The organism is Dactylosporangium sp. NPDC051541 (genome assembly GCF_044454505.1).
Classification (GTDB): domain Bacteria; phylum Actinomycetota; class Actinomycetes; order Mycobacteriales; family Micromonosporaceae; genus Dactylosporangium.
On sequence record NZ_JBITDU010000002.1, the window covers coordinates 261234 to 286786 of the forward strand.

Annotated in this window: 17 protein-coding genes; 7 read left to right on the plus strand and 10 right to left on the minus strand. The window is 72.4% G+C overall.

The features are described from left to right. The first annotated feature begins 6 nt into the window (after positions 1–6). Positions 7–1023: an NAD(P)-dependent alcohol dehydrogenase gene (locus ACIA8L_RS09350; RefSeq protein ID WP_395902270.1), complete on the plus strand. Its 1017-nt coding sequence runs from the start codon at positions 7–9 to the stop codon at positions 1021–1023. Between the two features lie 57 nt (positions 1024–1080). Here the strand turns inward: ACIA8L_RS09350 and ACIA8L_RS09355 are convergent, their stop codons facing one another. The 3 genes from ACIA8L_RS09355 to ACIA8L_RS09365 all read right to left on the minus strand — a co-directional run bounded on the left by ACIA8L_RS09355 (position 1081) and on the right by ACIA8L_RS09365 (position 8312). After that, entirely contained in the window at positions 1081–2151 is a 1071-nt protein-coding gene (locus tag ACIA8L_RS09355; RefSeq protein WP_395902272.1) for a DUF4037 domain-containing protein, read from the minus strand. After that, entirely contained in the window at positions 2148–7640 is a 5493-nt protein-coding gene (locus ACIA8L_RS09360) for a carboxyl transferase domain-containing protein (protein WP_395902275.1), read from the minus strand. Before ACIA8L_RS09360 ends, ACIA8L_RS09355 begins: the two co-directional genes overlap by 4 nt. Positions 7641–7880: 240 nt before the next feature. After that, positions 7881–8312 carry an ATP-binding protein gene (locus ACIA8L_RS09365; RefSeq protein ID WP_395902277.1) on the minus strand — a complete coding sequence of 144 codons (432 nt, stop codon included), beginning with the start codon at positions 8310–8312 and terminating at the stop codon, positions 7881–7883. A gap of 52 nt (positions 8313–8364) precedes the next feature. On the opposite strand from ACIA8L_RS09365, the gene ACIA8L_RS09370 reads away from it, so the two are divergent. Further along, positions 8365–8940, plus strand: coding sequence for a DUF1275 family protein (locus ACIA8L_RS09370; RefSeq protein ID WP_395902279.1), 576 nt, complete (start codon positions 8365–8367; stop codon positions 8938–8940). Beyond that, positions 8894–9763: an NAD(+)/NADH kinase gene (locus ACIA8L_RS09375; RefSeq protein WP_395902281.1), complete on the plus strand. Its 870-nt coding sequence runs from the start codon at positions 8894–8896 to the stop codon at positions 9761–9763. The genes ACIA8L_RS09370 and ACIA8L_RS09375 overlap by 47 nt, the downstream gene beginning before the upstream one ends. Here the strand turns inward: ACIA8L_RS09375 and ACIA8L_RS09380 are convergent. After that, a complete protein-coding gene (locus ACIA8L_RS09380) occupies positions 9760–10050 on the minus strand; it encodes a ubiquitin carboxyl-terminal hydrolase 14 (RefSeq protein ID WP_395902283.1) in 291 nt (96 codons plus the stop codon). The two genes, ACIA8L_RS09375 and ACIA8L_RS09380, sit on opposite strands and share 4 nt — an antisense overlap. Before the next feature lie 61 nt (positions 10051–10111). Between ACIA8L_RS09380 and ACIA8L_RS09385 the strand changes: the two genes are divergently transcribed. Beyond that, positions 10112–11773: an FAD-dependent oxidoreductase gene (locus tag ACIA8L_RS09385; protein WP_395902285.1), complete on the plus strand. Its 1662-nt coding sequence runs from the start codon at positions 10112–10114 to the stop codon at positions 11771–11773. After that, positions 11770–13218, plus strand: coding sequence for an ATP-binding protein (locus ACIA8L_RS09390; protein WP_395902289.1), 1449 nt, complete (start codon positions 11770–11772; stop codon positions 13216–13218). Before ACIA8L_RS09385 ends, ACIA8L_RS09390 begins: the two co-directional genes overlap by 4 nt. 39 nt (positions 13219–13257) lie before the next feature. Here the strand turns inward: ACIA8L_RS09390 and ahcY are convergent, their stop codons facing one another. The 4 genes from ahcY to ACIA8L_RS09410 form a co-directional block, all read right to left on the minus strand. Continuing rightward, on the minus strand, positions 13258–14775 hold the full coding sequence (ahcY, locus tag ACIA8L_RS09395; RefSeq protein ID WP_395902291.1) for an adenosylhomocysteinase: 1518 nt from the start codon (positions 14773–14775) through the stop codon (positions 13258–13260). A 77-nt stretch (positions 14776–14852) separates the two neighbouring features. Further along, the gene (locus tag ACIA8L_RS09400) at positions 14853–15716 is read right to left on the minus strand and encodes a hypothetical protein (RefSeq protein WP_395902294.1); all 864 of its coding nucleotides are present in this window, start codon (positions 15714–15716) and stop codon (positions 14853–14855) included. Then, positions 15709–19350: an SNF2-related protein gene (locus ACIA8L_RS09405; RefSeq protein WP_395902296.1), complete on the minus strand. Its 3642-nt coding sequence runs from the start codon at positions 19348–19350 to the stop codon at positions 15709–15711. The genes ACIA8L_RS09400 and ACIA8L_RS09405 overlap by 8 nt, the downstream gene beginning before the upstream one ends. 37 nt (positions 19351–19387) lie before the next feature. Then, positions 19388–20599 (minus strand): ferric iron reductase, encoded by a 1212-nt coding sequence (locus ACIA8L_RS09410; RefSeq protein WP_395902298.1) that lies wholly within the window; start codon positions 20597–20599, stop codon positions 19388–19390. Positions 20600–20646: 47 nt separating this feature from the next. Here ACIA8L_RS09410 and ACIA8L_RS09415 point away from each other — a divergent pair, with 47 nt between their 5' ends. Continuing rightward, positions 20647–21759, plus strand: coding sequence for a type III PLP-dependent enzyme (locus ACIA8L_RS09415; RefSeq protein ID WP_395902300.1), 1113 nt, complete (start codon positions 20647–20649; stop codon positions 21757–21759). Here the strand turns inward: ACIA8L_RS09415 and ACIA8L_RS09420 are convergent. Continuing rightward, positions 21731–22228, minus strand: coding sequence for a peptide deformylase (locus ACIA8L_RS09420; RefSeq protein ID WP_395902301.1), 498 nt, complete (start codon positions 22226–22228; stop codon positions 21731–21733). The genes ACIA8L_RS09415 and ACIA8L_RS09420 overlap by 29 nt on opposite strands. A 113-nt stretch (positions 22229–22341) precedes the next feature. Between ACIA8L_RS09420 and ACIA8L_RS09425 the strand changes: the two genes are divergently transcribed. Further along, positions 22342–24105, plus strand: coding sequence for a substrate-binding and VWA domain-containing protein (locus ACIA8L_RS09425; RefSeq protein WP_395902304.1), 1764 nt, complete (start codon positions 22342–22344; stop codon positions 24103–24105). On the opposite strand, the gene ACIA8L_RS09430 is transcribed toward ACIA8L_RS09425, so the two are convergent. Continuing rightward, entirely contained in the window at positions 24102–25526 is a 1425-nt protein-coding gene (locus ACIA8L_RS09430) for an IucA/IucC family protein (protein ID WP_395902306.1), read from the minus strand. The two genes, ACIA8L_RS09425 and ACIA8L_RS09430, sit on opposite strands and share 4 nt — an antisense overlap. Between the last annotated feature and the right edge of the window lie 27 nt (positions 25527–25553).

Genomic DNA, 25553 nt, shown 5'->3' on the forward strand with positions numbered 1-25553 from the left:
TCGGGCATGCGAGTCACCGCGTACGCGGCCCACCGCGCGTCGGCGCCGCTGGAGGAGTACACCTACGAGGCCGGGCCACTGGGCGACCGGCAGGTCGACATCCGCGTCACGCACTGCGGGGTCTGCCACACCGACCTCGGCATGATCGACAACGAGTTCGGCAACGCCCGGTTCCCGGTCGTGGCCGGCCACGAGGTGGTCGGGGAGGTGGCGGCGATCGGCGCGGCCGTCGACCCCGACCGGCTGCCGGTCGGGGTCCGGGTCGGCCTGGGCGCCATCGCCGGCTCCTGCTTCCGGTGCGAGTGGTGCGTCGGCGGGCGGCAGCAGCACTGCCCGGACCGCGACGACCTGGTGCTGCGCGGTGACCGGGGCGGCTTCGCCCGGCACGTGCGGGCCGGTGACTGGCGGCACGTCCACCCGATCCCCGAGGCGATCCCGTCGGCGGCGGCGGGGCCGCTGCTGTGCGCGGGCACCACCGTGTTCGCGCCGCTGCTGCGCCACGGCGTCCGGCCCACGGACCGGGTCGGCGTCGTCGGCATCGGCGGCCTGGGGCACCTGGCCGTGCAGTTCTTCGCCGCGTGGGGGTGTGCGGTGACCGCGATCTCCTCGTCGCCCGGCAAGGAGGACGACGCCCGCCGGTTCGGCGCGACCGGCTACCTCGTCGGGCGGGACGAGGCGGCGATGGGCGCGGCCGCGGGCTCGTTCGACTTCCTCCTGTCGACGGTCGCGGCCGACCTGCCGTGGGACGCCTACCTCGCGTTGCTGCGCCCGGCCGGCACGCTGTCGGTCGTCGGTGTGCCGCCGGCCCCGCTCACGGTCGGCCCGATGGCGCTGCTGCCGTCGGCGAAGACGATCAGCGGTGGCATCCCGGGGTCGATCGGCGACACCCGGGCGATGCTGGACTTCGCGGCCCGGCACGGTGTGCGGCCGGAGGTCGAGGTGTTCCCGGTCGCGGACAACGCCGCCGCCCTGGACCGGGTCCGTTCCGGCCGGGCCCGCTATCGCGCTGTTCTGGAGCTGTAACCTAGCGTCCTAGGATGCCCTAGCCAGCGTGGCTGAGGCCACGCCTTTTTCTTGCCGCTACGCGGCAGGGTTCCGTCCGGGTGCGGGTTCGACGGCCTCGAACAGGCCGCGGGTGAGCGCCGGATCGCCGAGGACGTCGGTGCTGTCGAGGAATTGGTCGATGGCGCCGGTGCGGGTGGCGCCGGGGGCGAGGGCGTCGGCGAACCGGGTCGCGTCGATGACCGGGAAGGGGCGGTCGAAGTACGGGCGGCGGGTGGCGTCGACGGGTTCGGTGAGGCCGAGGCGGTTCTGCCAGGCTCCGGCGAGTTCGTAGGCGTCGGCGAGGGCGGCCTGCCGTTCGTCCGCGTCGTCGGCTTGGAGGGCGCGGGTGAGGGCGGTACCGATCGGGGCGGCGTCGGGGAGGGCGGCGAAGGCGGTGCCGAGCCATTTGCTGTACGGCGGGTAGCGGCGGGCCAGGAGCAGGCACAGGCGCATGACGTCGCGGGCGAGGCGGGCGGTGACGATGCGGGAGCCGAGGTCGTCGCCGAGCTCCGCGGCCCGCCCGGGGAACGCCTCCTCCTGGCTGATCCGCGCCCACTGCGCGGCCAGGATCCGCTTCCAGACGGGGTCCGGGTACCAGGTGAGGTTGGTCCGCAGGCGGGTGAGGTCGCCGGTGTCGTCGTGGTAGACGGCGCCGGCGGTGGCCTCGGCGAGCAGTTGTGTGGGGGTGGCGAGCCAGTCGGCGGTGCTGACGCCGGTGGTGGCGTCGAAGCCGAGGTGGTCGCGGGACCAGGTGGTGACGTCGGTGATGTCGACGCGGTGGTGGACGGGTCCGGTGGTGGGGGTCATGGCCTGGACACGTTCGCCGGGTGGGGCGTAGTTGGTCGGCCAGCCGTGGATGTCCTTGGGCAGGTGGTCGCTGAGGGTGCGGCTGAGGGCGCCGGCGTCGACGGTGGCGAGGTCGACGAAGAGTTGCAGGCGGGGGCCCCAGTCGTGGTCGGTGGAGCGGGGCGTGTCGAGGCCGAGGACTTCGGAGCCGGCGCCGATGCGGGCCGCGGCGTGCGCCACCCCGTCCAGGAGTGGCCGCACGCCGAGCTCGTAGAGGTCGCGGCAGAGCCGCAGCCCGGGGATGAAGGCGGGCGTGGTCACCGTTTCAGGCCGTGCTCGATGGCCTCGATGATGCGGGGCCGCAGTTCGCGGGCGCTGATGATGGCGTCGACGGAGCCGACGTCGACGGCGCGCTGGATGGAGTGGACGCGGTCGAACTCGGCGGCGACGGCGGCGAGGTGTTCGGCCCGGACCGACGCCTGGACCTCGGCGAGGCGGGCGTTGCGGGCGGCGCGTTCGGCGCCGCTGGCCGCGGCGACCTGGGCTTGCAGGTCGGTGACGCGGGGGTCGGTGCTGGTGCGGGTGTTGACCTCGCCGGCGAAGACGACGGCGGCGGCGGGGGCGCCGCCGAGGACGGAGGCGAAGGAGCCTTCGAGGGCCAGGACGGTCATGTTGGGGTTGAGGGCTTTGGAGAAGACGACGAACGCGCCGCCGTGGTAGCGGGAGATGACGGTGAAGACGATCGGGCCTTCGAAGTTGACGATGGCCCGGCCGATCTCGGCGCCGTATTCGAGCTGGAGTTTGCGCATCGACTCGGGGGAGCCGTCGAAGCCGGAGAGGTTGGCCAGGACGACGAGGGGCCGGTTGCCGGAGGCGGCGTTGATGGCCCGGGCGACCTTCTTCGACGACTGGGGGAACAGGGTGCCGGCGGTGTAGGTGTCGGGGCCGTCGGTGGGAGGGAAGCCGGTGCGGGGCACGGAGCGGGACTCGATGCCGATGAGGCAGACGGGCCGGCCGCCGAGGTGGGCGTCGGTGACGACGGCGGTGTCGGCGTCGGCCATGCCGGTCCACCGTTCCAGGGCCGGGTGGTCCTGGTCGGTGAGGGCTTTCATGACGGTGCGGATGTCGAAGGGTTTCTTGCGGTCGGGGTTGTGCTGGGCGGAGAAGATCTGCCCGACGGTGGTGAAGTCGCTGCCGTCGATGGTGTGCGGGTATCCGGTGACGTCGCGGTCGGTGGGGTCGCCGGTGGTGGCGCGGCGGGGGCCGGGTTCGCCGGGGACGACGTAGGTGTGCTGGTAGTGGGCCATGAGGACGTCGCGGGCGGCGGCGAGGTTGGGGGCCCAGTACTGGGCCTGGCCGTTGGGGCCCATGACGCGGTCGTAGCCGCCGATGCCGTAGTTGTCCTCGGCGGAGATGCCGCCGGAGAAGTCGAGGGCCTGTTTGCCGGTGAGGACCATGGCCGAGTCGGGGGTCATGACGAGGATGCCCTTGGTGTGCATGAGCATGGTCGCCTCGGCGTTCCAGTAGGGCTGGGCGCCGACGTTGATCCCGGTGACGATGATGTTGATCTCGCCGCCGGCCTGGGTGAAGGTGACGATGCGTTTGAGGGCGGCGGCGACCCAGTCCATGTTCTCGGTGCCGGAGGACATGGAGATGCGGGCGCCGGCGGACAGGGCGAACCATTCGACCGGGACCTGGAGGCGTTCGGCGAGGTCGAGGGCGGCGATGACGCGGCTGCACTCGGGTTCGGAGAGGGCGCCGAGGGCTTTGGTGGGGTCGCCGAGGAGGGCGACGCGGGTGACGCCTTCGGGGTGGCGGGTGGTGGGGGTGGTGACGACGCCGGTGATGATCGCGGCGGTGTTCCTGCCCTTGGGCCGCTGGACTGCGACGAGGGTGCCGGTCTCGTCGAGGTCGTGTTCGGTGAAGGTGCCGCCGGTGCCGGCGAGCAGGCCGGTGAGTTCGTAGGGGTAGACGTTGCCGCGGCGGGCGGCGCGCAGGACCTTCTGGCGATAGTCGTCGATGGGCTGGACGGGTTCGGTGGAGGGTTTGTCGACGGTGAGGCTGGCGCCGTGGCCGGGGTCGAGGGTGATGCGGACGGCGACTTCGGCGAGGTCGCCGGCGGCGTTGCGCTGGCGGGCGAGGAACTGGACCTCTTCGAGGCCGGCGCCGGCGGTGGTGGGCAGGAGCCGCTGGACGAGGGTTTCGATCTCGTCCTGGGTGAGTTCGGTGGCGGGCCAGACGTACATCATGATGCGGTTGGTGTCGAAGCGTTTGTTCTGGGGGCGCTGGGCCTGGATGTTGCGGATGGCGTCGAGGCAGCCGGTGGTGATGTCCTCGAGGGCCGGGAGGGCGACGAGGCGGCCGTCGGCTTCGCGTAGGGCGGTGAGGTCGCGGACCTGGCCCATGGCGATGAGGCGTTCGTCGGCGGGGTTGGTCTTGGCGACGGCTTTGAAGAGGTAGATCTCCTCGTCGGCGGAGGGCAGGCGGGTGAGGTCGAACTCGCGGAGCCGGTAGAGCTGCAGGCGGTTGGCGATCTGGGGGTGCAGGCCGCGGATGAGCCGGTCTTCGGCGAAGCCGTCCTGGTCGGGGCGGAACGTGAAGTGGTGGTGCATGACGGCGTGGCTGGTGCCGGCGACGGTGATGGTGATGCGGCGCACACCGTCGGGTTGGGGGTGTTCGGTGAGCAGCTTGCCGAGGGCGTCGGCGATGGCGGTGGCGTCGGGCTGGTCGTCCCAGGCGACATAGACATCGGCGACGGTACCGCCGGCGGCCGGGTCTTGGGCCAGTTGCGCGATGGTGTCGAGGGCGGCCGCGAGGGCGTCGATGCCGACGGCGGTGGTGACGACTCTGGTCAGGCCCGATCGACCGGTGTGGTGGGCGGTGACGAACCGGCCGGCGGGGGTGTCGGTGGCGGTGACGTCGGTGAGGCCGCGGTTGCCGTAGTAGCGGCGGGTGAGGACCTCGAGGAGCGGGGCGTGGTCGGCGCCGGTGCGGGTGATGCGCTGGCCGATGAGCCGGACGAGGGGTTCGGCGGAGGCGACCATGGACTGGATGCGTTCGGCCCGGTCGGGGGCGTCGGGGTGGTGGTCGAGGTAGGCGAGGTCGGAGCGGACGGCGACGTAGACCTTGGCCCGGTTGCGGCGCAGGAGGGGCTGGGCGAACCAGCGGAAGACGATGCCGCGGGCGAGGTCGGCGACGGCGGGGAAGCGGACCTGGGTGGCTTCGATGAGGTGTTCGAGGGTGAGGCCGGCCCGTTCGGCGAGGGCTTCGACGGGGGGCGGGCCGGCGAGCCAGTGGCGCAGGAGTTCGGTGACGACGGCGACATCGGTGGCGGTGCGCTGCTGGGCGAGGAAGATCCGGAAGACGGCGGCTTCGAGGGCGGGGGTGCGTTCGAGGCTGTCGACGCCGTAGTGGGCGAGGACCTTGGTGAGGCGGGTCTGGAAGCCGGTGGGGACGCCGGCCCGGTCGACGTCGAGGCTGCCGAGGTAGCGGTGGAAGTATTCGCGGGGGGAGTGCACGGCGCTGCCGGGTTCGCCGCCGAGCTCGCCGCCGGCGGTGTTGCGGGTGAGTTCGGCGAGGTCGGCGAAGACGGTGAGGAGTTCGACCTCGCCGGGCAGGGGCCGGTCGCCGGCGGCGGCGCGGGCGGTGAGGTAGCGGGTGAGGACGCGGCTGCGGTCGGCGGGGTCGACGTCGAAGCCGAGCAGGAGGCTGTAGAGGTCCTGGCGGCTGCGGTCGAGGCCGGTTTCTTCTTCAGCGGGCGGCAGGTCGATGTCGACAGCGGTTGCCGTTTCCGGCGTGGCTTCGTCGGTGCTGTCGGCGAGGGGTTCGAGGCGCATGAGCGGGGCGCCGGTCTCGACCTGGCTGCCGACGGAGACGGGGAGTTCTTTGACGCGGGCCCGGAACGGGGCGCGCAGCGCGGTCTCCATCTTCATGGACTCGAGGACGAGGACGGTGGCGCCGGCGTCGACCTCGTCACCGACGGTGACGGGGGTGGCGACGACGAGGGCGGGGGCGGGGGATCGTACGACGCCGCCTTCGTCGCGGCTGATGCGGTGGGTGATGCCGTCGACCTCGACGAGGTGGATGGGGCCGTGGGTGGCGGAGACGAGGCGGAACCGGCGGCCGTTGACGGTGATCTGGCCGCGGTGGGTGTCGAACGCTTCGATCTCGACGTCGGCGGCGACGGGGTCGGGGTTGGTCGCGGAGCGGCCACCCCCGGCGGCGATGAGGGTGCGGTAGCGGGTCTGGCCGATGCGGGCGACGGTGACGCGGTAGGTGCTGCCGCGGAGTTTGAGGTCGAGGGGGCGGCCGGCTTCGTGCTGGACCTGGGGGCGGCCGCCGTGGGCGGTGGTGAGGAGGCGGGCGCGGGCGATCTCCTCGTCGTCGGAGTAGGCCTCGATGGCGGCGGCGGCGAGGGCGATCGCGGAGTGGCGGTGGTTGACGAGTCGGCCCTGGGCGCGGACGCGGTCGATCCAGCCGGTGTCGGCGCTGGCGTCGATGACTTCGGGCTGGTCGAGCAGGTCGATGACGAAGCTTTTGTTCGTGGCGCCGCCGTCGATGATGACGGTGGTTTCGGCCATGGCGCGGCGCAGGCGGGCGAGGGCTTCGTCGCGGTCCCGGCCGTAGGCGATGATCTTGGCGATCATGGAGTCGAAGTCCGAGGGGATGCTGTCGCCTTCGCTGACGCCGGAGTCGACGCGGATGCCGGGCCCGGCGGGCAGGACGAGGCGGGAGATCCGGCCGGGGGCGGGGGCGAAGTCGCGGTCGGGGTCTTCGGCGTTGAGGCGGGCTTCGACGGCGTGGCCGAGCTCGGCGGGGCGTTCGCCGTCGAGTTTGCCGCCGGCGGCGACGTGGATCTGGAGTTTGACGAGGTCGGTGCCGGTGGTGATCTCGGTGATCGGGTGTTCGACCTGCAGGCGGGTGTTGACCTCGAGGAACGCGAAGAGGTTGTCGGCGGGTTTGTAGAGGAACTCGACGGTGCCGGCGCCGCGGTAGCCAACGGCGAGGGCGAGGCGTTCGGCGGCGGCCTTGAGTTCGGTGGTCTGTGCGGGGCCGAGGACGGGTGAGGAGGACTCCTCGATGATCTTCTGGTTGCGGCGCTGGACGGAGCAGTCGCGCACGCCGAGGGCCCAGGCGGTGCCGTGGCCGTCGGCGATGACCTGGACCTCGACGTGGCGGGCGCCGGTGACGAGGCGTTCGAGGAAGACGATCCCGGACCCGAACGCGCGGAGGGCTTCGGCGCTGGTGCGTTCGTAGGCGTCGGTGAGCTCGTCGGCGGAGGCGACCATGCGGATGCCGCGGCCGCCGCCGCCGGCGGTGGCCTTGAGCATGAGGGGGTAGCCGATGCGGTCGCCGGCGGTGAGGGCGTCGGCGAGGGTGGCGACCTCGCCGCGGCTCCAGGGGGCGACGGGGACGCCGACCTCCTCGGCGATGAGTTTCGCGCCGATCTTGTCGCCGAGTTTGCGCATGGCGTCGGCGGACGGGCCGATGAAGGTGATCCCGATGCGGTCGCAGAGTTCGGCGAACGCGGGGTCTTCGGCGACGAAGCCCCAGCCGACCCAGGCGGCGTCGGCGCCGCTGGCGCGCAGGGCCTGCTCGAGGAGGGCGTGGTTGAGGTAGGGGCGGGCGGCGGCGGGGCCGAGGGGGTAGGCGTGGTCGGCCTCGCGGACGAAGGTCGCGGTCCGGTCGACGTCGGTGTAGAGGGCGACGGTCTCGATGCGGGTGCCGGTCTCGGCGGACAGGTCGCGGACGGCGTGGATGAGCCGCATGGCGGCCTCGCCGCGGTTGACGATGGCGATACGACTGAACACCGGTTGCGCCTCCTGAGATTTCCCCGCTTGATGCCGCGACGGTCTACACCCTGCTTGATTACCGCCGAGTACACCAATGCGGTGGTAAACCGAACCTAGGGCCACCCCGTTGTGGGGTTTCTACAACATTTCTTGCCCGTATCCGAGCTTACGTCATAGCATCCTAGGACGCCTTACATGGTGTGCCTCCGGCACACGCCCACAAACCAGTACGATCGGCGCTCCGCGCCGACCTGCGACTCATCGAAAAGCAGGGGCTCCCGCGGTCCAGCGCAGGGTGGTGACGGCCTGCAGGACGAGCCCGCCGGACAGGGCCGGGGTGAGGTACAGCTCGTCGGCGAGGGACCGGATGATCTGCAGGCCCCGGCCGTGCTCGTCGAGGCTCGCGACACCGTCGCCGGTGAGGTCGGCCGGGTCGACGGCGGCGCCGGCGTTGACGACGTGGATGACGCAGCGGGCCCCGGTGACGTCGATGGTGATCTCGTAGTCGTCGGTGTCCAGGGCGTGCTCGATGACGTTGGCGCAGGCCTCGGTGAGGATCAGGCTGATGTCGTCGCGGCAGCCGTCCTCGACGCCGAGGGTGCCGAGGGCCTGGCCGAGGAGCCGGCGGGCCACGGGTACCGTCGCGGCGTCGCGGGGCAGGTGCAGCACCAGCCGGAACGCGATCGACACGTTAGCCAACGTACCCGGGTTATTTCGCCGGTGGCAGGGAAGGGCCTGCGCCGTGCGCCGAACGATTCTTGCTCTGGCCGCCGGGTACCTCGACGGGCTGGCGCTGCTGTATCTCGGTGGGGTGTTCGCGTCGGTGCCGGCGGGGAACCTGGTCCTGGTCGGGGTGGCGGCGGCGACGGAGCCGGAGCATCTGGCCGGTGCCGCGGGCCGGGCGGTCCTGGCGGCGGGGGTGTATGCGGCGACGGTGGTGCTGTCGCGGCGGGTGCCGCCGGCGCGGTGCCTGGTCGCGGCGTTGGCGGCGTTGTGTGCGCTGACGGGTGGGTGGGCGGTGGCGCATCACGATCCGCGGGGGCCGGTGCAGGTGCCGTTGCTGGCGCTGGCGGCGATCGGGTGTGGGCTGCTGGCGTCGCGGCGGGTGGATTGGCGGCCGTTGCTGGCGGTGCCGGTCGGGGCGGCGGGGGCGGTGCTGCTGCTGGATCGGGTGGCGTGGGTGGGTCCGTTGCCGGCGGTGGTGCTGGTCGCGGTGGCGGTGGTCGCGCCTGGAGGCCCGGAGGCGGGTTGGACCCCGTACAGTGACGGCAATGGGGATGGTGCACACCGTCGGAGTCGTCCTGCATCCACGCCGTGACTCGAAGCCGGCGATCGACGCGGTCATCGACTGGGCGCGGAGCCGGGACACGACGGTGCTGGGGTTGCCGGACGAGGTCGACCGGATCGACTGCACGGCGGTGGCGGTGTCCGCCGACGAGCTGGTCGGGCGGGCGTCGCTGGTCGTGTCGCTGGGTGGGGACGGGACGATGCTGCGGTCGATGCGGCTGCTGTCGGGGAAGCCGACGCCGGTGTTGGGGGTGAATCTGGGGCGGTTGGGGTTTTTGGCGGAGGTGTCGGTGGAGGAGTTGCCGGAGGCGTTGTCGGCGATCGACTCGCACCGGTTCACGGTGGAGCCGCGGATGGCGGTGCGCACGACGTTGCCGGACGGGACGGCGGTGACGGCGTTCAACGACATCGCGTTGGTGCGTACGCCGGGGCATGGGTTGGCGGCGGTGGCGATTTCGATGCAGGGGTATCCGTTTGTGCGGTATTCGGCGGATGCGTTGATCGTGGCGACGTCGACGGGGTCGACGGCGTATTCGTTCTCGGCGGGCGGGCCGATCGTGTCGCCGAATGTGGAGGGGATTCTGGTGGTGCCGGCGGCGGCGCATTCGGCGTTCAACCGGGCGCTTGTCCTGTCGCCGGATGAGGATCTGGATCTGGAGTTGCTCCCGTCGAGTGGTCGGCTCGTGGTGGAGGTCGATGGTGAGGTGGTGGGTGCGGTGAGTCCGGGGGATACGTTGACGGTGTCGGCGGCGCCGGCGGCGGCGAAGGTGGTGCGGCTGGGCTACACCACCTTCTACGAGCGGGCGCGCCGGAAGTTGCAGGTGAATGGCAGTCTTGAGGTGGAGTTGCCCTAGCTGTGGGCTCGGGTGGGCAGGCCGGGGATGGGGACGATGGTGTCGTCGGCGTAGCACCAGACCCATTCTTCGCCCGGTTCGTAGGACTGGACGAGGGGGTGGTCGGTGGTGTGGAAGTGGGCGGTGGCGTGTTTGGCGGGTGATGAGTCGCAGCAGCCGACGTGGCCGCAGGTGAGGCAGAGGCGGAGGTGGACCCAGCGGCCGCCGGTTTTGAGGCAGTCTTCGCAGCCGTCGGCTGACGGTGTGACGTCGGTGACCTGGTCGGCGTGTGTGCATCCGGTTGGCATCGGACAACGGTAGCGCTGCCGGTATTCGTCGGTTGGCGGGTTGCGTGGTTGGATTGGGTGCATGGCCAAGCCTGCGATCTTGACCGTCGATGACGATCCTGCGGTGTCTCGTGCGGTGGCCCGTGACCTGCGGCGGCAGTATGGGGAGGAGTACCGGGTCGTCCGGGCGGATTCGGGCCGGGAGGCTCTGGATGCGTTGAAGGAGTTGAAGCTGCGCGGCGAGCAGGTGGCGGTGCTGCTGGCGGATTATCGGATGCCGGAGATGAACGGGTTGCAGTTCCTCGAGGCGGCGATGGATTTGTTTCCGCGGGCGCGGCGGGTGCTGCTGACGGCGTATGCGGATACGGATGCGGCGATCCAGGCGATCAACATCGTGGATCTGGATCATTATTTGTTGAAGCCGTGGCATCCGCCGGAGGAGAAGTTGTATCCGGTGATCGATGCGATGCTGGAGGCGTGGTTGGCGGCGCCGGACCGGCCGGTGGCGGATGTGAAGATCATTGGGCATCGGTGGTCGGCGCCGTCGTTCCGGGTGCGGGATTTTCTGGCCCGCAACATGATCAGTTACCGGTGGTATACGACTGATGACGCTGAGGGGCAGCGGTTGCTGACGGCGGCCGGTGTGTCGCCGGACGATGTCCCTCTGGTGATCACCACCGAGGGGAAGGCGTTGGTGAATCCGAGTGAGGCGGAGCTCGCGGCGCAGGTGGGGTTGACGACGACGCCGGCGACGGACTTCTACGATCTCGTGGTCGTCGGTGGCGGCCCGGCGGGGCTCGGCGCGGCTGTGTACGGGGCGAGTGAGGGTCTGCGGACGGTGCTGCTGGAGGAGCGGGCGACGGGTGGGCAGGCGGGGCAGTCGTCGCGGATCGAGAATTATCTCGGGTTCCCGGATGGGGTGTCGGGGGCGCAGCTGACGGACCGGGCCCGCCGGCAGGCGGTGAAGTTCGGGGCGGAGCTGCTCACGGCGTGCCGGGTGACGCGTCTGGAGACGCACGGGAACACGCGGGTGCTGCATTTCGAGGACGGGACGAGTATCGCGTCGCATGCGGTGATTCTGGCGACGGGGGTGTCGTATCGGCGGTTGACGGCGCCGGGGCTGGCGGATCTGCACGGGCGGGGCGTGTATTACGGCAGTGCGTCGACGGAGGCGCCGTCGTGCGCCGATCAGGATGTGTACATCGTCGGTGGTGCGAACAGTGCCGGGCAGGCGGCGATGTTCTTCTCCCGGTATGCCAGCCGGGTGCATCTGCTGATCCGGGGTGCGAATCTACAGTCGTCGATGTCGCAGTATCTGATCGACCAGATCGACGCGGTGCCGCACATTCAGGTCCATCCGTGCACGGAGGTGGCGGCGGCGCACGGTGATGAGCATCTGGAGCGGCTGGAGTTGCGGGCGGTCGACGGGGGGCCGGGCCGGACGGTCGACGCGTCGTGGTTGTTCATTTTCATCGGGGCGGAGCCGCGCACGGACTGGCTGGGCGGGGCGGTGCAGCGGGACCCGCGGGGGTTTGTCCTGACGGGGCCGGATCTGCTGACCGGTGGGGGGCCGCCGGCGGGGTGGCGGCTGGGCCGTGACCCGTATCACCTGGAGTCGTCGATCCCCGGGGTGTTCGCGGCCGGGGATGTCCGGGCGGACTCCGTCAAACGTGTCGCCTCCGCCGTGGGTGAGGGGGCGATGGCCGTGTCGCTGGTCCACCGGTATCTTCTGGAGTCGCAATGAGCATCACCGCTTCCTCGCCGGCGGGTCGCCGGTTGTCCGCGGCGGAGCTGCGGTCGTTGTTTCTGTTCGAGGCGCTCGACGATGCGAAGATCGGGTGGCTGGCGGAGCGCGGCTGGGCGGTGACCCACCCGGCCGGTGAGGCGATCTACACCGAGGGTGAGCCGGCGACGTGTTTCGTGGTGTTGTTGTCGGGGACGGTGTCGTTGTCGCGCAATGTCCGCGGTGATGATGTGGAGCTGTCGCGGACGGACCAGGCCGGTGTGTATGGGGGTGCGACGCAGGCGTATCTGGGGGACCAGGTGGCGCAGGTGTACAACAACACGATGCACGCGATCACCGGTGTCGAGGTGCTCGAGGTGCCGGCGGTGGAGTTCGGGCCGGTGGTGCGGGAGTGGTTCCCGATGGCGATGCATCTGCTCGAGGGTTTGTTCTTCGGGATGCGTAACAGCAACAATGCGGTCGCGGAGCGGGAGCGGCTCCTGGCGTTGGGGAGTTTGTCGGCGGGGTTGACGCATGAGTTGAACAATCCGGCGGCGGCGGCGGTGCGGGCGACGGCGGTCCTGCGGGACAAGGTCGCGGGGATGCGGCACAAGCTCGCGATGATCGCCGACGGGCGGATCGACGGGGAGCGGCTGCATGGTCTGGTGGAGTTGCAGGAGACGGCGGTGAAGAAGGCGCAGAACGCGCCGAAGCGGACGGCGTTGGAGGCCTCGGACGCGGAGGATGCGATCGGGGACTGGCTCGACGGGCACGATGTCAGCGGCGCCTGGGATCTCGCGCCGACGTTGGTGGCGGGTGGGGTGGAGGTGGCGTGGCTGGAGGATGTCGCGTCGTGGATCGGGGAGCTGGATCTGGAGCCGGCGGTGCGGTGGTTGTCGTACACGATCGAGACTGAGTTGCTGATGGGGGAGATCGACGACGCGGTCGCGCGGATCTCGGGTCTGGTCGGGGCGGCGAAGCAGTATTCGCAGCTGGACCGGGGACCGTTCCAGGTCGTCGACGTCCATGAGCTCCTCGACGCGACGTTGATCATGTTGAACGCGAAGATCCCGGCGGGGGTCCGGGTCGTGACCAGGTATGACCGGACGGTGCCGAAGATCCCGGCGTATGCGGCGGAGCTGAATCAGGTGTGGACGAACCTGATCGACAACGGGGTGTCGGCGATGCACGGCTCCGGGGTTCTGACGATCACGACCGGGCTGGACGCGACCGGCGACTGTCTGTCCGTGGACATCCACGACACCGGGTCCGGGATTCCGGCGGAGGTGCGGCCGCGGATCTTCGAGCCGTTCTTCACGACGAAACCGGTCGGTGAGGGCACCGGCCTCGGCCTGGACATCTCCTACCGGATCGTGGTCAAGAAACACCACGGCGACATCCGGGTCACGTCCGAGCCCGGTGACACGCATTTCACGGTGACGCTGCCGCTGAAGGAGACCAGGTAGTCCGGGGGCGGCAACCGGTGGTGCCGCCCCCGGCCCCAGTCAGTACCGGTAATGCTCAGGCTTGTAGGGTCCGGCGACGTCGACGCCGATGTACTCCGCCTGGTCCTTCGACAGTTCGGTGAGGCGGACGCCGAGGGCGTCGAGGTGCAGGGCGGCGACCTTCTCGTCGAGGTGTTTCGGCAGCCGGTACACCTGCCGCTCGTAGGCGTCGGGCTTGGTGAACAGTTCGATCTGCGCGATCGTCTGGTTGGTGAACGAGTTCGACATGACGAAACTCGGGTGGCCGGTGGCGTTGCCGAGGTTGAGCAGCCGCCCCTCGGACAGGACGATGACGGCCCGCCCGTCGGGGTGGGTCCAGGCGTGGACCTGCGGTTTGATCTCCGTTTTGACGATGCCGGGGAGTTCGGCGAGGCCGGCCATGTCGATCTCGTTGTCGAAGTGCCCGACGTTGCCGACGATCGCGTTGTGTTTGAGGCGGGCCAGCTGCGCGGCGGTGATGATGGCCTTGTTCCCGGTCGCGGTGATGATGACGTCGGCGGTGTCGATGACGTCGTCGAGGCGGACCACCGGCAGGCCGTGCATCGCGGCCTGCAGGGCGCAGATCGGGTCGATCTCGGTGACGACGACCCGGGCGCCCTGCCCGCGCAGTGCTTCGGCGGCGCCTTTGCCGACGTCGCCGTAGCCGCAGACGACGGCGAGTTTCCCGGCGAGCATCACGTCGGTGGCCCGGTTGAGGCCGTCGAGGAGGGAGTGGCGGATGCCGTAGGTGTTGTCGAACTTCGACTTCGTCACCGAGTCGTTGACGTTGATCGCCGGGAACAGCAGGGAGCCGTCGGCGGCGAGTTTGTAGAGGCGTTTGACGCCGTTGGTGGTCTCCTCGGTGACGCCGCGGACGGCGGCGGCGATCCGGGTGAAGCGTTGCGGGTCCCGGGTGAGGCTCGCGGTGAGGGTTTCGAGGATGATCCGGTACTCGGGGTCGTCGCCGGTGGCGGGCTGGGGGACGGCGCCGCGGGTCTCGTACTCGGCGCCCTTGTGGATGAGCAGGGTCGCGTCGCCGCCGTCGTCGACGATCATGTTCGGGCCGGTGGGTTCGCCGTCGGGGCCGGTGAACGCGAACAGCTGGTCGGTGCACCACCAGTACTCGGCGAGGGTCTCGCCTTTCCACGCGTAGACGGGGGTCCCGGCCGGGTGGTCGGCGGTGCCGGTGGGGCCGACGACGACGGCGGCGGCGGCCTCGTCCTGGGTGGAGAAGATGTTGCACGACACCCACCGGACCTGCGCGCCGAGCGCGACGAGGGTTTCGATGAGGACCGCCGTCTGGACGGTCATGTGCAGGGACCCGGCGATCCGGGCGCCGCGCAGCGGCTGGGTGGCGGCGTATTCGGCGCGGGTCGCCATGAGGCCGGGCATCTCGTGCTCGGCGAGGCGGATCTGGGTCCGGCCGGCCGGGGCGAGGGTGAGGTCGGCGACGGCGAAGTCGAGGCCGGCGCGGGTCTGCTGATACGGGTGCCCGTCTGTGACGAGCTGCTGCAGGGTCCGGGTTTCGTGCTGGGACATACCTGAGGTCACCTCCCGGTGACAGGAGGCGCCCTTGGGTCAAGGGAGGTCAGGTGGTCGCCGAGCGTGGCGAACCCTCAGCCGGGGTCCGTCGCAGCGCCTCTCGGCCCTGACGGCGGCGCATCGTCGTGTGCCGCTGACCGTTGACGGTACCGGGGGTCGTGGCGGTCCGGCAACCCCGCCTCGCTGTCGGTGACGGTGTGATAGGCGGCACGGAGCAGGTCGGTGACGTCGAACCGGCCGGCGGTGAGCGGCAGGTTCTCCAGCTGGTCGAGGATGGCGTCGCTGCGGCGCTGCGCGCCCGGGACCGGCGGCTGCGGCCGGGGCAGTCGTGGGCCGGCGTCCCAGAAGCCGGTTGTGGTACGGCCCGCGGGCCGGTCGTGGGCGGTGGCCGGCCGGGCTGCGATGTGGCCGAGGGCGGAGACGCGGTGGGCGCGGAGGCTGTCGAGGATCTCGTCGCGGCCGCGGCCCCGCCACCGCAGGATCGCGAACGGGTCGGCGTCGAACTCCTCGGCGAGGACGTAGCAGGCGGCGGTCAGGTGCCGGCACGGTTTCTGCCAGCCCGGGCACGAGCAGTCCAGGACGATCTCGGACAGCGACTGCGGGAACAGCGACAGCCCGAACCCGGCCAGGACCTGGTCGAGGCCGTCGGGGAGGTGCCCGGCGAGGAGTTTCGCGGCGTAGATGGCGTTGCCGGCGAGGACCCGGTCGATGCGGGCCCAGTCCGCGGCCGTCCACGCCTGGACCCCGATCCGGGCCCGGTACGTCTCCCCGTCCTCGTCGACGACCAGGGCGGTCACGATACTGGTGGAGATGGTGACGGAGCGTACCTGCCCGGCGCGGGCGTAGCGGCGGCCCGCGGAAAATGTCGTACCCATCCGCAACGATTCCAGCATGAGCAGGAACTGGGCGGACCAGGCGCGGGGGTCGGGGTCAGGCATCGGCGACCGCCTCCGGGGCGAGGGTCATCAGGTCGAGGAGGTCGTCGGTCGACAGGCCGGTCAGCCACCCCTCACCGGAGCCGACGGCGACGCCGGCCAGGCCCCGTTTGCTCGCCATGATCTCCTCGACGCGTTCCTCGATCGTGCCGAGGCACACGAACGTGTGGACCTGCACGTCGCGGCGCTGCCCGATCCGGAACGCCCGGTCCGTCGCCTGCGCCTCCGCCGCCGGGTTCCACCACCGGTCGACGTGCACGACATGGTTCGCCGCCGTCAGGTTCAGCCCCGTCCCGCCCGCTTTCAACGACACGAGCAGGACCGCGGGTCCCGTCCCGGACTGGAACCGTTCGACCATCCGGTCCCGGGCGCCGTTCGGGGTGCCCCCGTGCAGAAACTCGACGCCAGCGCCGAGGACGGACGCGAGGTGCGGGACGAGGAGGTGCCCGAACTTCGTGAACTGGGTGAAGACCAGGGCCCGGTCCCCGGCGCCGACGGCCGCGGTCAGGATCTCCTCGAGGCGGGTCAGCTTCCCCGACCGGCCCGGCAGCGGCGTCGCGTCGCCCATCAGGTGCGCCGGATGGTTGCACACCTGCTTCAGCTTCGTCATCGCCGACAACACCAGACCCTTGCGCTGCGAGCCAGCCCGGCCCTCCCGCAGCTTCACGAACAGCTCGTCGACGACCGCCTTGTACAGGGTCGCCTGTTCCAGGGTCAGGTTGCACCACTGGCGGCGTTCGAACTTCTCCGGCAGGTCCGCGATCACCGCCCGGTCCGTCTTCACCCGCCGCAGCAGAAACGGGCGGGTCACCCGCCGCAGCCGCGCCGCCGCGTCCGGGTCCGCCCACCGCTCCACCGGCACCGAATACCGGGCCCGGAAGATCGACGCCTCACCGAGCAGGCCCGGGTTGAGGAAGTCGGCGATCGACCACAGCTCCGTCAGCCGGTTCTCGACCGGGGTCCCGGTCAGCGCCACCCGGTGCCGGGCCGGGAACCGGCGCACCGCCCGGGCCGTCACCCCGGCCGCGTTCTTCACCTGCTGCGCCTCGTCGAGCACGACCCGGTCCCACACGGTCGCGGCGAGGGTGTCGGCGTCGCGGGTCGCGACCTGATACGTCGTCAGGACCAGATCCGCGTCCGCGGCACCGTCCGGGGCGGCCCGGTTCGCGCCGTGGTGGACGCGGACGGTCAGCCCGGGCGTGAACCGGGCGATCTCCCGCCGCCAGTTCCCCAGCACCGACAGCGGGCACACGATCAGCGTCGGCGGCCGCCGGCCCGCCGCCCGCGCATGCGCCTCCAGGGCCAGGACCTGGACGGTCTTGCCCAGACCCATGTCGTCGGCGAGGAGCGCACCGACCCCGACCGCGTCGAGGAACGCCAGCCACGACAGGCCCCGCCGCTGATACGGGCGCAAGACCGCCGTCAGCCCCGGCGGCGCGTCGAGGAGCTCGAGACGCTCCGGGGCCCGGCCGGTGAGCAGATCCGCGAGCCAGCCGTGCCCGTCGACGCCGGTCACCGGCAGCGGCAGGTCCCCGTCCGGGACGAGCCGGGTCAGGCGCATCGCCTCCCCGGCCGTCATCTCCCCGCGCCCGCCCCGGCGCAGGAACGCCAGCCCGGCGCGGAGCCGTTCCCGGTCCAGGTGCACCCACCGGCCCCGCAGCCGCACCAGGGGGACCTTCGCCCGGGCGAGTTCGGCGAGGTCGGCCTCGGACAGGAACTCGTCACCGATCGCCAGACCCCACCGGTAGTCGACGATCGCGGCCCGGTTCGTCGTGGTGTCGCGCAGCACCGGCGCCGCCGGCTGCTTCGCCCGGACCGTCAGCGTCAGCCCGAGATCCTGCCGCCGCTGCCACTGCGCCGGCAGCAGCACCCCGAACCCGGCGTCGTGCAACAACCCGGCGAACGTCAGGAACCGATACGCGCCGACCGTGTCCAGGCGCAGCGACTCCGGATGCCGCTGCCACAACGCCACGTCGAGGTCCGGCCACAGCCGGCTCGCCCGGCCCAGATCAGCCAGGAGGACGTCCTGCGGATAGTCGACCCACAGGAACAACGGCGACGCCGCGTCCCGCCACACGTCACCCGCCGGGACGAGCAGCCCCGGCTCCGCCGCCGGCTGGAGCAGAAACTCGACGAGCCAATACCCGCCGTCCTCGTCGACCGGGCCCACCGGCGGGGACGCGGGCCGGTCCGGGCCGCCCCGGCCGGGGCCCGCCGGGTCGGTGACACCCCCGCCGGTCCCGGGCCGGTCCGGGCCGCCCGGGTCGGTGCCGCCCGGGCCGGGGGCGAGGAGGTCGGCGAGGTCGGCGTCGCCCGGGTCGTCGACGTAGGCGAGGCGGAAACACAGGCGGACAGCCGCGGGCCGCCCGCTGTCCGCCCACCGGTCGAGAAGCTCCCGCAGCCGGGCCACCTCCGGCCCGTCGGCGAGCAGCGCCCCGGGACCGGTCCCCGTCACGGCGTCCTGCTCGCCTGCGGCGCCGGTCCCGGCGGCGGCGGTGCCCGGCTCGACCCACCCGGCCGGCTCGGCGCGCCCGGCCGGCGACGCTGTGCGCCGCGGTTCGCCGATCGGGGGGCGTGCCGGCCGGGCCGCGGCCGTCGGCCCGGGGAACTCGGCGGCGTCGTGGCTGAGCGCGGACGGCGGTGGCGGTGGCGGTGGCAGGTAGCGGGCGGACGCGGCTCGGGCGGCGATGGCACGGGCTTCGGCCCGGGCGCGGGCCGCGGCCGGACGCAGATCGGCCGGCGTGGGCGTGCCATCCGCGTCCCGCTCCGGGTCCGGGTCCGGGTCCGGGTCCGGAGCGGTGCCGGTGACTTCGGCTGTGGTGGCCGGGGCCGGGGCGGGCGCGGTCCGGGCGGGGGCGGCGCGCAGGCGGGGGTCGGGGGTGGTGAGGGCGGTCAGCCAGGCCCGGACCGCGGTGTCGTGGCGGACCTGACCGTCGGTGAGGAGGGGGTGATCGGCCAGCAGGGTCCGGACCCGGTGGTCGACGGCGGCTTCGAGAGCTGTGCGGGTGGCGTCCTCGGGGGACCACGCCGGTCCCGGACGGCTCGGCCCGGGCCGGCCGGGTGGCGTCGTCGACGGGCCCACGGCCGCGGCCGCGGCGGCCGGCATGGCCCGGGTCAGGGCTTCGAACGTGGCGGCGTCGGGGCCCCACAGCGCCGGGCGCCAGCGCGACGCCGGGCCACGACCGGACGCGAACGGTTCCGTGGTGAGGGCCGGGAGGTAGCGGCCCCGGGTCACCAGGTCGGCGGCGAAGGCGTGCAGGTCGGACAGGGCACCGATCGACGGGGCGGCGACGGTGTCCTCGGCGGCGGCGAGGAGCAGTTCCGGGTCGGCGCCTTGCGGGAGGATGACGATCGGGACGGTCCACGTCGCCTCGTGGCGGGCGGCGGGGCGGCGGGGTGCGGGCGGGAGGTGCGGGGACAGGGCCGGGGACGGGGCCGGGGACGGGGCGGGGGCGGTGCGGGTCGACGGGAGCAGGACGTCGGCGGTGGCGACCGTGCCCTCGAGGGGCGGCAGGACAGCGAACGGGTGCGTCGGGGCCGGGGTCGGGGGCGCCGGTGGGGCGGGTGGCGGGGCGGACGTCTCGGCCCAGCAGGACAGGGAGCCGTCCGGCAGGACCAGGCCGTGCACGACGATCACCCTGGGAACCCTAGCCCGTCGGCGGGGGAGTGGCCGGTCAGCGCCACCGCGGGGGGCGGCCGGTGTCGACGAGTTTCCAGTCGCCGTTGTCGTACAGGACGTTGTCGTAGGAGAACGTCGACGCCGGCAGCAGGTCCGGGGCGGTGAACGCGGCCCGGGCCGCGTCGTGCAGGACGGTCTCGTCGACGCCCCACACGTCGGCGGCGACGGCGGCGACGTAGTCGAGGGCGTGGTGGGCCATGAAACTGTCGTACGTGAGGCTGAACACCTCGTCCGCGGCGAGGGGGACGTCGCGGGGGATGACGTTCGCCGGGGGCAGACCGCCGGGGAGGTCCGCGTCGGCGCGCAGGCGGCTGTCGACGTAGACCGCGCAGTCGCGGTACAGCACCTTCGTCTGCCGCGTGGCGACGTCGAACGCGAACAGCGTGTTCTGCCCGTGGGTCTCCAGGGGGCAGCCGGTGGCCAGGGCGGTCTCGCACCACAGGCGGACCATCGGGGCGACGATCCGGGCGGCGACGAACGCCGCCGGCGGCTCCTCGAAGCGTTCGACGAGCTGCTGCAGGAGGGTCGGGTCGGCGGGGGCGTTGCGGTCCCGGCCGTACAGGGCGAACAGCGGGACCGTCCACGCCGGGGCCGGCACGGCGGGGCGGGCGGCGCGGACGAGGAACCCCCACGCCTGCGCGCCGAGGTCCGGGTCGAACCAGCCGCCGGCGACGTCGGGCAGGATCGGGGTCCCGGCCCGGTGCAGCTCGGCGGAGACCCACAGCTGCAGCTCGATGACGGGGCGGCGCAGCCGGCGGGTGAACCGGGACAGCCGCCGCGGATAGTGCAGCTTCACGAAGTGCGGTTCGACGGGCCGGCCGGCGGCTTCGGTGACGAAGACGGTGCGGGCGTTCGCCGACGGCACCGCGGTCAGCGGCGGGCCCGGTTCCAGGCTTTGGAGGGTGTCGTGGCCGGGCAGGCCGGGGCTGTCGAGGGTGTTCGGGTGCACGGGCAGGAGCATGGTGGCGCCGTCGGTGTAGAGGGCGGCGGCGTCGTCGGCCGGTCCGGCGGGGTGGCGGTAGGTGCCGAGGTCCGCGGGGACGCGGAACGTCGGCAGGGTGAACGTGGGGGTGCCGGTCTGCGGGTGGTAGCGCCCGGCGATGTCGAGGTCCCCGGCGTAGGGGCTGTAGGTGCGGGTCCCGGCGCCAAGATACCGTTCCGCGTACTGCCACAACGCGAGCGGGTCGCGGACGTCGATGAGGTGCATCGGCGTGAGCCTACTGGCCGGCCCCACGACCGGCGGAACGGAGTGCGGTGTCACCCAGCCCACGTGTGATCCGGGCCGCCCTGGCCGGTCCGCTGCCCGCCTACGTCTACGACCCGGCCGTCGTCCGGGAACGGATCGGGGCGCTGCGGGCCGCGCTGCCCGCCGGGACGGTGATCGCCTACGCGATGAAGGCCAACGGGCACCCCGCCGTCGTCGCCGCCGCCGCGGCCGCCGCCGACGCCGTCGAGGTCGCCTCCGCCGGGGAGCTCGACGCCGCCGCCGGGCTGGGGGTGCCGCTGATCCTGTCCGGGCCGGCGAAACCCGACCCGCTGCTGCGCCGGGCCGTCGACACCGGCGCGGTCATCAACGTGGAAAGCGTCCACGAGCTGCGCCGCATCCCCGGCCGGGCCCGGATCTGCCTGCGCGTCAACCGCAGCCACCCGGCCCTGCCGGGCACGCACCGCATGTCCGGGGTCGCGACCCAGTTCGGGATCGGCGAGGACGACCTCCGCGAAGCCCTCGCCGTCGCGGCCCGGCATGAGCTGCTCGGGTTTCACCTGCACGCCGTGTCGAACAACCTCGACGCGGCCGCGCACGCCGCGTACCTGCGCGACTGCATCGCCTGGGCCGCGGCCCGCGGCGGCGGCTGGGTCAACTGCGGCGGCGGGTTCGGCGTCGACGTCACCGGCCGGGAAACGTTCGACCTGGACCTGGTCGGGCGGGACGTCGTCGTCCCGGCGGGGATGACCCTGGTCGTGGAGCCGGGGCGGTTCGTCGCGGCACCGGCCGGCTGGTACGCGGCCGCGGTCGTCGACGTCAAACGCTCCCACGGGACGTGGTTCGCGCTCGTCAAGGGCGGCACGCATCACTTCCGGCTGCCGGCGTCGTGGGGGTACAGCCACCCGTTCACGGTCGTGGCCGTCGACGACTGGCAGTACCCCTGGAAACGCCCTGCGGTCACCGGCGCGGCGATCACGGTGGCGGGGGAGCAGTGCAACCCCCGTGACGTCCTCGCCCGCGACGCGGCGGTGACCCGGGTCCGGGCCGGGGATGTGCTGCTGTTCGCGAACACCGGCGCCTACGGGTGGGAGGTCGCCCACCACGACTTCCTGCGCCTCGACCCTCCCCGGTTCACGACACTGGCCGAAACGCCGCCCTGACCGCGCGCAGGGCCTGGCGGCGGGTGTCGCCGGTGAGGGTGTCGACGTAGAGGACACCGTCGCAGTGGCCGGTCTCGTGCTGCAGGACCCGGGCCAGGAACCCGCTCCCGGTCACCGTCAGCGGCTCGCCGTGCTCGTCGGCGCCCCGCACGGTGACGCTCAGCGCGCGGGGGGTGGGGAACGCGAGGCCGGGGATCGACAGGCACGCCTCGTCGCCGGACTGGGTGCCGGCCGCGGCGGTGATCCGCGGGTTCACGACATGCCCGGACCCGGCGGTCGTGCGGTAGACGAAGACCCGCGCGGCGACGCCGAGCTGGGGTGCGGCAAGCCCGGCCCGGCCCGGCCGCGCATCGACGGCCGCGAACAGGTCCGCGACGAGGGCCCGTAACGCGGCATCGAACACCGTCACCGGTGCCGCCGGGGTGCGCAGGACAGGGTCGCCGTATCGGCGGATCACATGCGGGCTCACCTGCGCGATCGTACGTCCACACCGACACGGACCCGACTTGACGAGGGCCTACACTATGCCGACTTCGAACCCCCGGAGGCACCACCATGGCCCACCCGGCCGACCGGGCAGACGTGCGGTCACACCGCGCCGGCCCAGCTCAGGACCGCATCCGACCCTTACCGTGGATCGTCGGCGGGGTCGTCGCCGCGCTCGTCGCCGCCGGCGGCTGGATCACCTACGACCGGCTCACCGGCACCGGCTGCACCGGCTCGGTCACCGCCGTCGTCGTCGCGTCCCCGGCCACCGCGACCCTCCTGGAAGGCCTCGCGACGCGATGGTCGGCGACCGACCCGACCGTCGCCGGGCAGTGCGCCCACGTCGCCGTCTCCGCCCGCGACACCGCCGGCACCGCCCAGGCGTTGGGCACCGAATGGGACGCGAAGGCCGGGACCGCCCCCGACGTGTGGGTCCCCGACTCCTCCGCCTGGGTCCGGCGGGCCTCGACCGCCGCGATCGCCGAACGGATGATGCCGGACCTGCAGCCGAGCCTCGCCCGCAGCCCGTCGGTCCTGGCGATGCCGCAGCCGATGGCCGAAGCGCTCGGCTGGCCCGGGAAGGACCTCACCTGGCAAGACATGATCAACAAGGTGGCCGCGGACCCGCAGGGGTGGGCGAAGTACGGCAAAGCGGACTGGGGGCAGTTCAAGTTCGGGATGTCGGACCCGCTGCAGTCCACCGCCGGGCTCCTCGCCCTCATGGCCATGCTCGACGGCAACGACGACGGCGAGGTCACCCCCGACGAACAGGCGACCCTCGCCAAACTCAAACAGGAACGGGCCGTGTACACCGCCACGACCGGTGAGCTCCTCGACGGGCTGTCGCGGGCCGACCGGCAGGGCAGCGCCGAGGGGCTGCGGTACGTGTCGGCGTTCCCCGCCCTCGAACAGGACGTCCTGACCTACAACAAGGCCAACCCGCACACGCCGCTCGTCGCCGTGTACCCGGCCAACGGCAGCGCCGACGCCGACAACCCGTACCTGATCCTCGAAGCGCCGTGGGCGACGAAGGACAAGCAGGAAGCGGCGAAGGCGTTCCTCGCCTACGCCCGCGGCCCCGAAGGCCGCAAGGTGTTCCTCGACGCCGGGTTCCGCGACCCCAACCGGCAGCCCGGCCCGGTCCTGTCCGGGTCGACGTTCGCGGCCCGCCTCACCACCGTCCCCCGGGCGGTGCTGCTGCCGGAGTCGGTGAAACAGTCGATGGACACGTGGACGGCACTGACCCGGCCCACGAACGTCCTGCTCGTCCTGGACGTGTCCGGGTCGATGAACGAGCCGGTCCCCGGGACCGGCAAGACCCGCATGCAGCTGGCGAAGGACGCCGCGCACGGCGCCGTCACCCTCTTCGACGGCGACGTCGACGCCGGGCTGTGGGTGTTCTCCACCCGGCAGAACGGCACCACCGACTACAAACAGCTCGTCCCGATCGGCCGGGTCGGTGACACCGTCGCCGGGAAACCCCGCCGTGACCTGCTCACCGGCGCCGTCGACAAGCTCGCCGCGACCGGTGACACCGGCCTGTACGACACCGCCGCCGCCGCGCAGCAGGCCGTCGCCGACGCGTTCCAGCCCGGTGCGACGAACCTGGTCGTGCTCATGACCGACGGCAAGAACGACGACTCCACCGGCGGGCTCAGCCTCGAGCAGCTGCGGGAGAAGCTCCAGGCGAACGCGGCCGGCGACCGGAAAGTCCCGATCGTCACCGTCGGCTACGGCAACGACGCCGACTTCGCGTCGCTGCAGGAGATCTCCCGGGTCTCCGGCGGGACTCTGTACACGTCGAAGACCGCGTTCGACATCAACGAGGTCCTCCTCACCGCCATCTTCGGCAAAGTCTAGGGTGTGGTGTCGGCGCGCAGCGGGTTCGCGACGGTGCACCACCGGTCGTCGAGGGGGTCGGCGGCGAGCCGCATCGCCGTCGTCGCCTTCACCGGCCAGTCCTGCCGCAGGATGACGGCCCGGTCGGCGGGGGCGGCGCCGGCCCGGACGGCGTCGGCGACGGTGGCCCACAGGCCGGGGTCGGCGAGGGCCGCGACGAGACTCGACAGGACCGTGCTGAACGCCGCCGCGAGGAGTTTCGTGCGCAGGGCGGTCTCGTCGCCGGTGGGCACGGCCCCGATGAGCGGCGGCATCGGGTGCCCGGCCCGGCCGAGACGGCCCGGGTGGACGTGGATACCGCCCAGGTCGCGGTAGTACACCCGGACGGGGCGGTTGCCGGGGCCGACCTCGACGAGGGTGTTCTGGCCGTGCGCCTCCAGCGCCACACCCTTCGCGAGCAGTTCCAGCAGCGGCGGGACCAGCAGGGCGACGAGGTCCCGGAAGAACCCGGGGGTGAGCACGTCGGGGCGGTGGGGGAGCAGCGCCAGGGGCAGCACGTCCGCGCCCGGCGGTGGGGCCTGCCGCCAGACCGCACCCAGGGCCCGCTGGGGTGTGCCGGTGGCGTCGAGGACCGTCCCCGCTGACATTTCCGACAAAACGCTGATGCCGGGGGTACTGGCGGTCAGTGCCTCGAGGAGCCTCGAGGCGAGGGGGCCGTTGTGGATCGCCGGCGCCGACAAGGTCCGCACAGCGCTCGTCATCTGCACCTCCACCGCCGTCTTCACGTGCCCGCCGGGGACCTCCAGGGTCCGCAGCGACATGAGCGGCTTCGCGGGGATGTCGACGCCGGTGTCGGTGACGAGGCCGCTGGCGAGGGCGCGGGGCAGCTGCCACGGGTGGACCGGGAACCGGGGCGGGACCGGGGTCCCGGCGGTGCGCCAGCGGGCCGGGTCCGTCTCCACCACCCGCAGCCGGACGTCCGGATGGTGCTCCGGGGCGTAGGCGAGGACGTCGAGGGTCGACATGCCGATCCTGGTGCGGCAGCACGGATGCAGCGGGTGACCGTCCACAATCGACTGTTCGGCCCCGGCCAGGCCGCCGAACGGGCTCGGCGGGGCGGTCAGCGCCAGGGCCAGGTTCGCGACACTGTTGTCGAGCTCCGTGCGGAACCCCGCCGGCATCCCGAGGGCCTCGGCGAGCCGGCCCGGGTCGGCGTACGGGCGGCCGTCGACGACGACCCGGGGGAGCGGCGGGCCGAACAGCGGCGGGGGAGCACCGTCCAACCGGCGCGGGTCGAGCAGGTCCTCACGCCACAGCGCACCCCACAGACGCGTGAGGACCGCGGCCCGCGCGTGCGGTACCCCCGCCGAAAAATCGGGCAGCAGCGCCGGACGGTGCTCGGCCAGCGCGGCCGCGGTCCGCGCGACGTCGGGGGCATCCACCCGGCGAGTCTAGAGAAACCGCCGCGA

Excerpts from the sequence above, each read along its gene's own strand:
- ACIA8L_RS09350 (WP_395902270.1), top strand. The coding sequence starts at position 7 with ATGCGAGTCACCGCGTACGCGGCCCACCGCGCGTCGGCGCCGCTGGAG.
- ACIA8L_RS09375 (WP_395902281.1), top strand. The coding sequence starts at position 8,894 with ATGGGGATGGTGCACACCGTCGGAGTCGTCCTGCATCCACGCCGTGAC.
- ACIA8L_RS09380 (WP_395902283.1), bottom strand. The coding sequence starts at position 10,050 with ATGCCAACCGGATGCACACACGCCGACCAGGTCACCGACGTCACACCG.
- ACIA8L_RS09385 (WP_395902285.1), top strand. The coding sequence starts at position 10,112 with ATGGCCAAGCCTGCGATCTTGACCGTCGATGACGATCCTGCGGTGTCT.
- ACIA8L_RS09390 (WP_395902289.1), top strand. The coding sequence starts at position 11,770 with ATGAGCATCACCGCTTCCTCGCCGGCGGGTCGCCGGTTGTCCGCGGCG.
- ahcY (WP_395902291.1), bottom strand. The coding sequence starts at position 14,775 with ATGTCCCAGCACGAAACCCGGACCCTGCAGCAGCTCGTCACAGACGGG.
- ACIA8L_RS09400 (WP_395902294.1), bottom strand. The coding sequence starts at position 15,716 with ATGCCTGACCCCGACCCCCGCGCCTGGTCCGCCCAGTTCCTGCTCATG.
- ACIA8L_RS09410 (WP_395902298.1), bottom strand. The coding sequence starts at position 20,599 with ATGCACCTCATCGACGTCCGCGACCCGCTCGCGTTGTGGCAGTACGCG.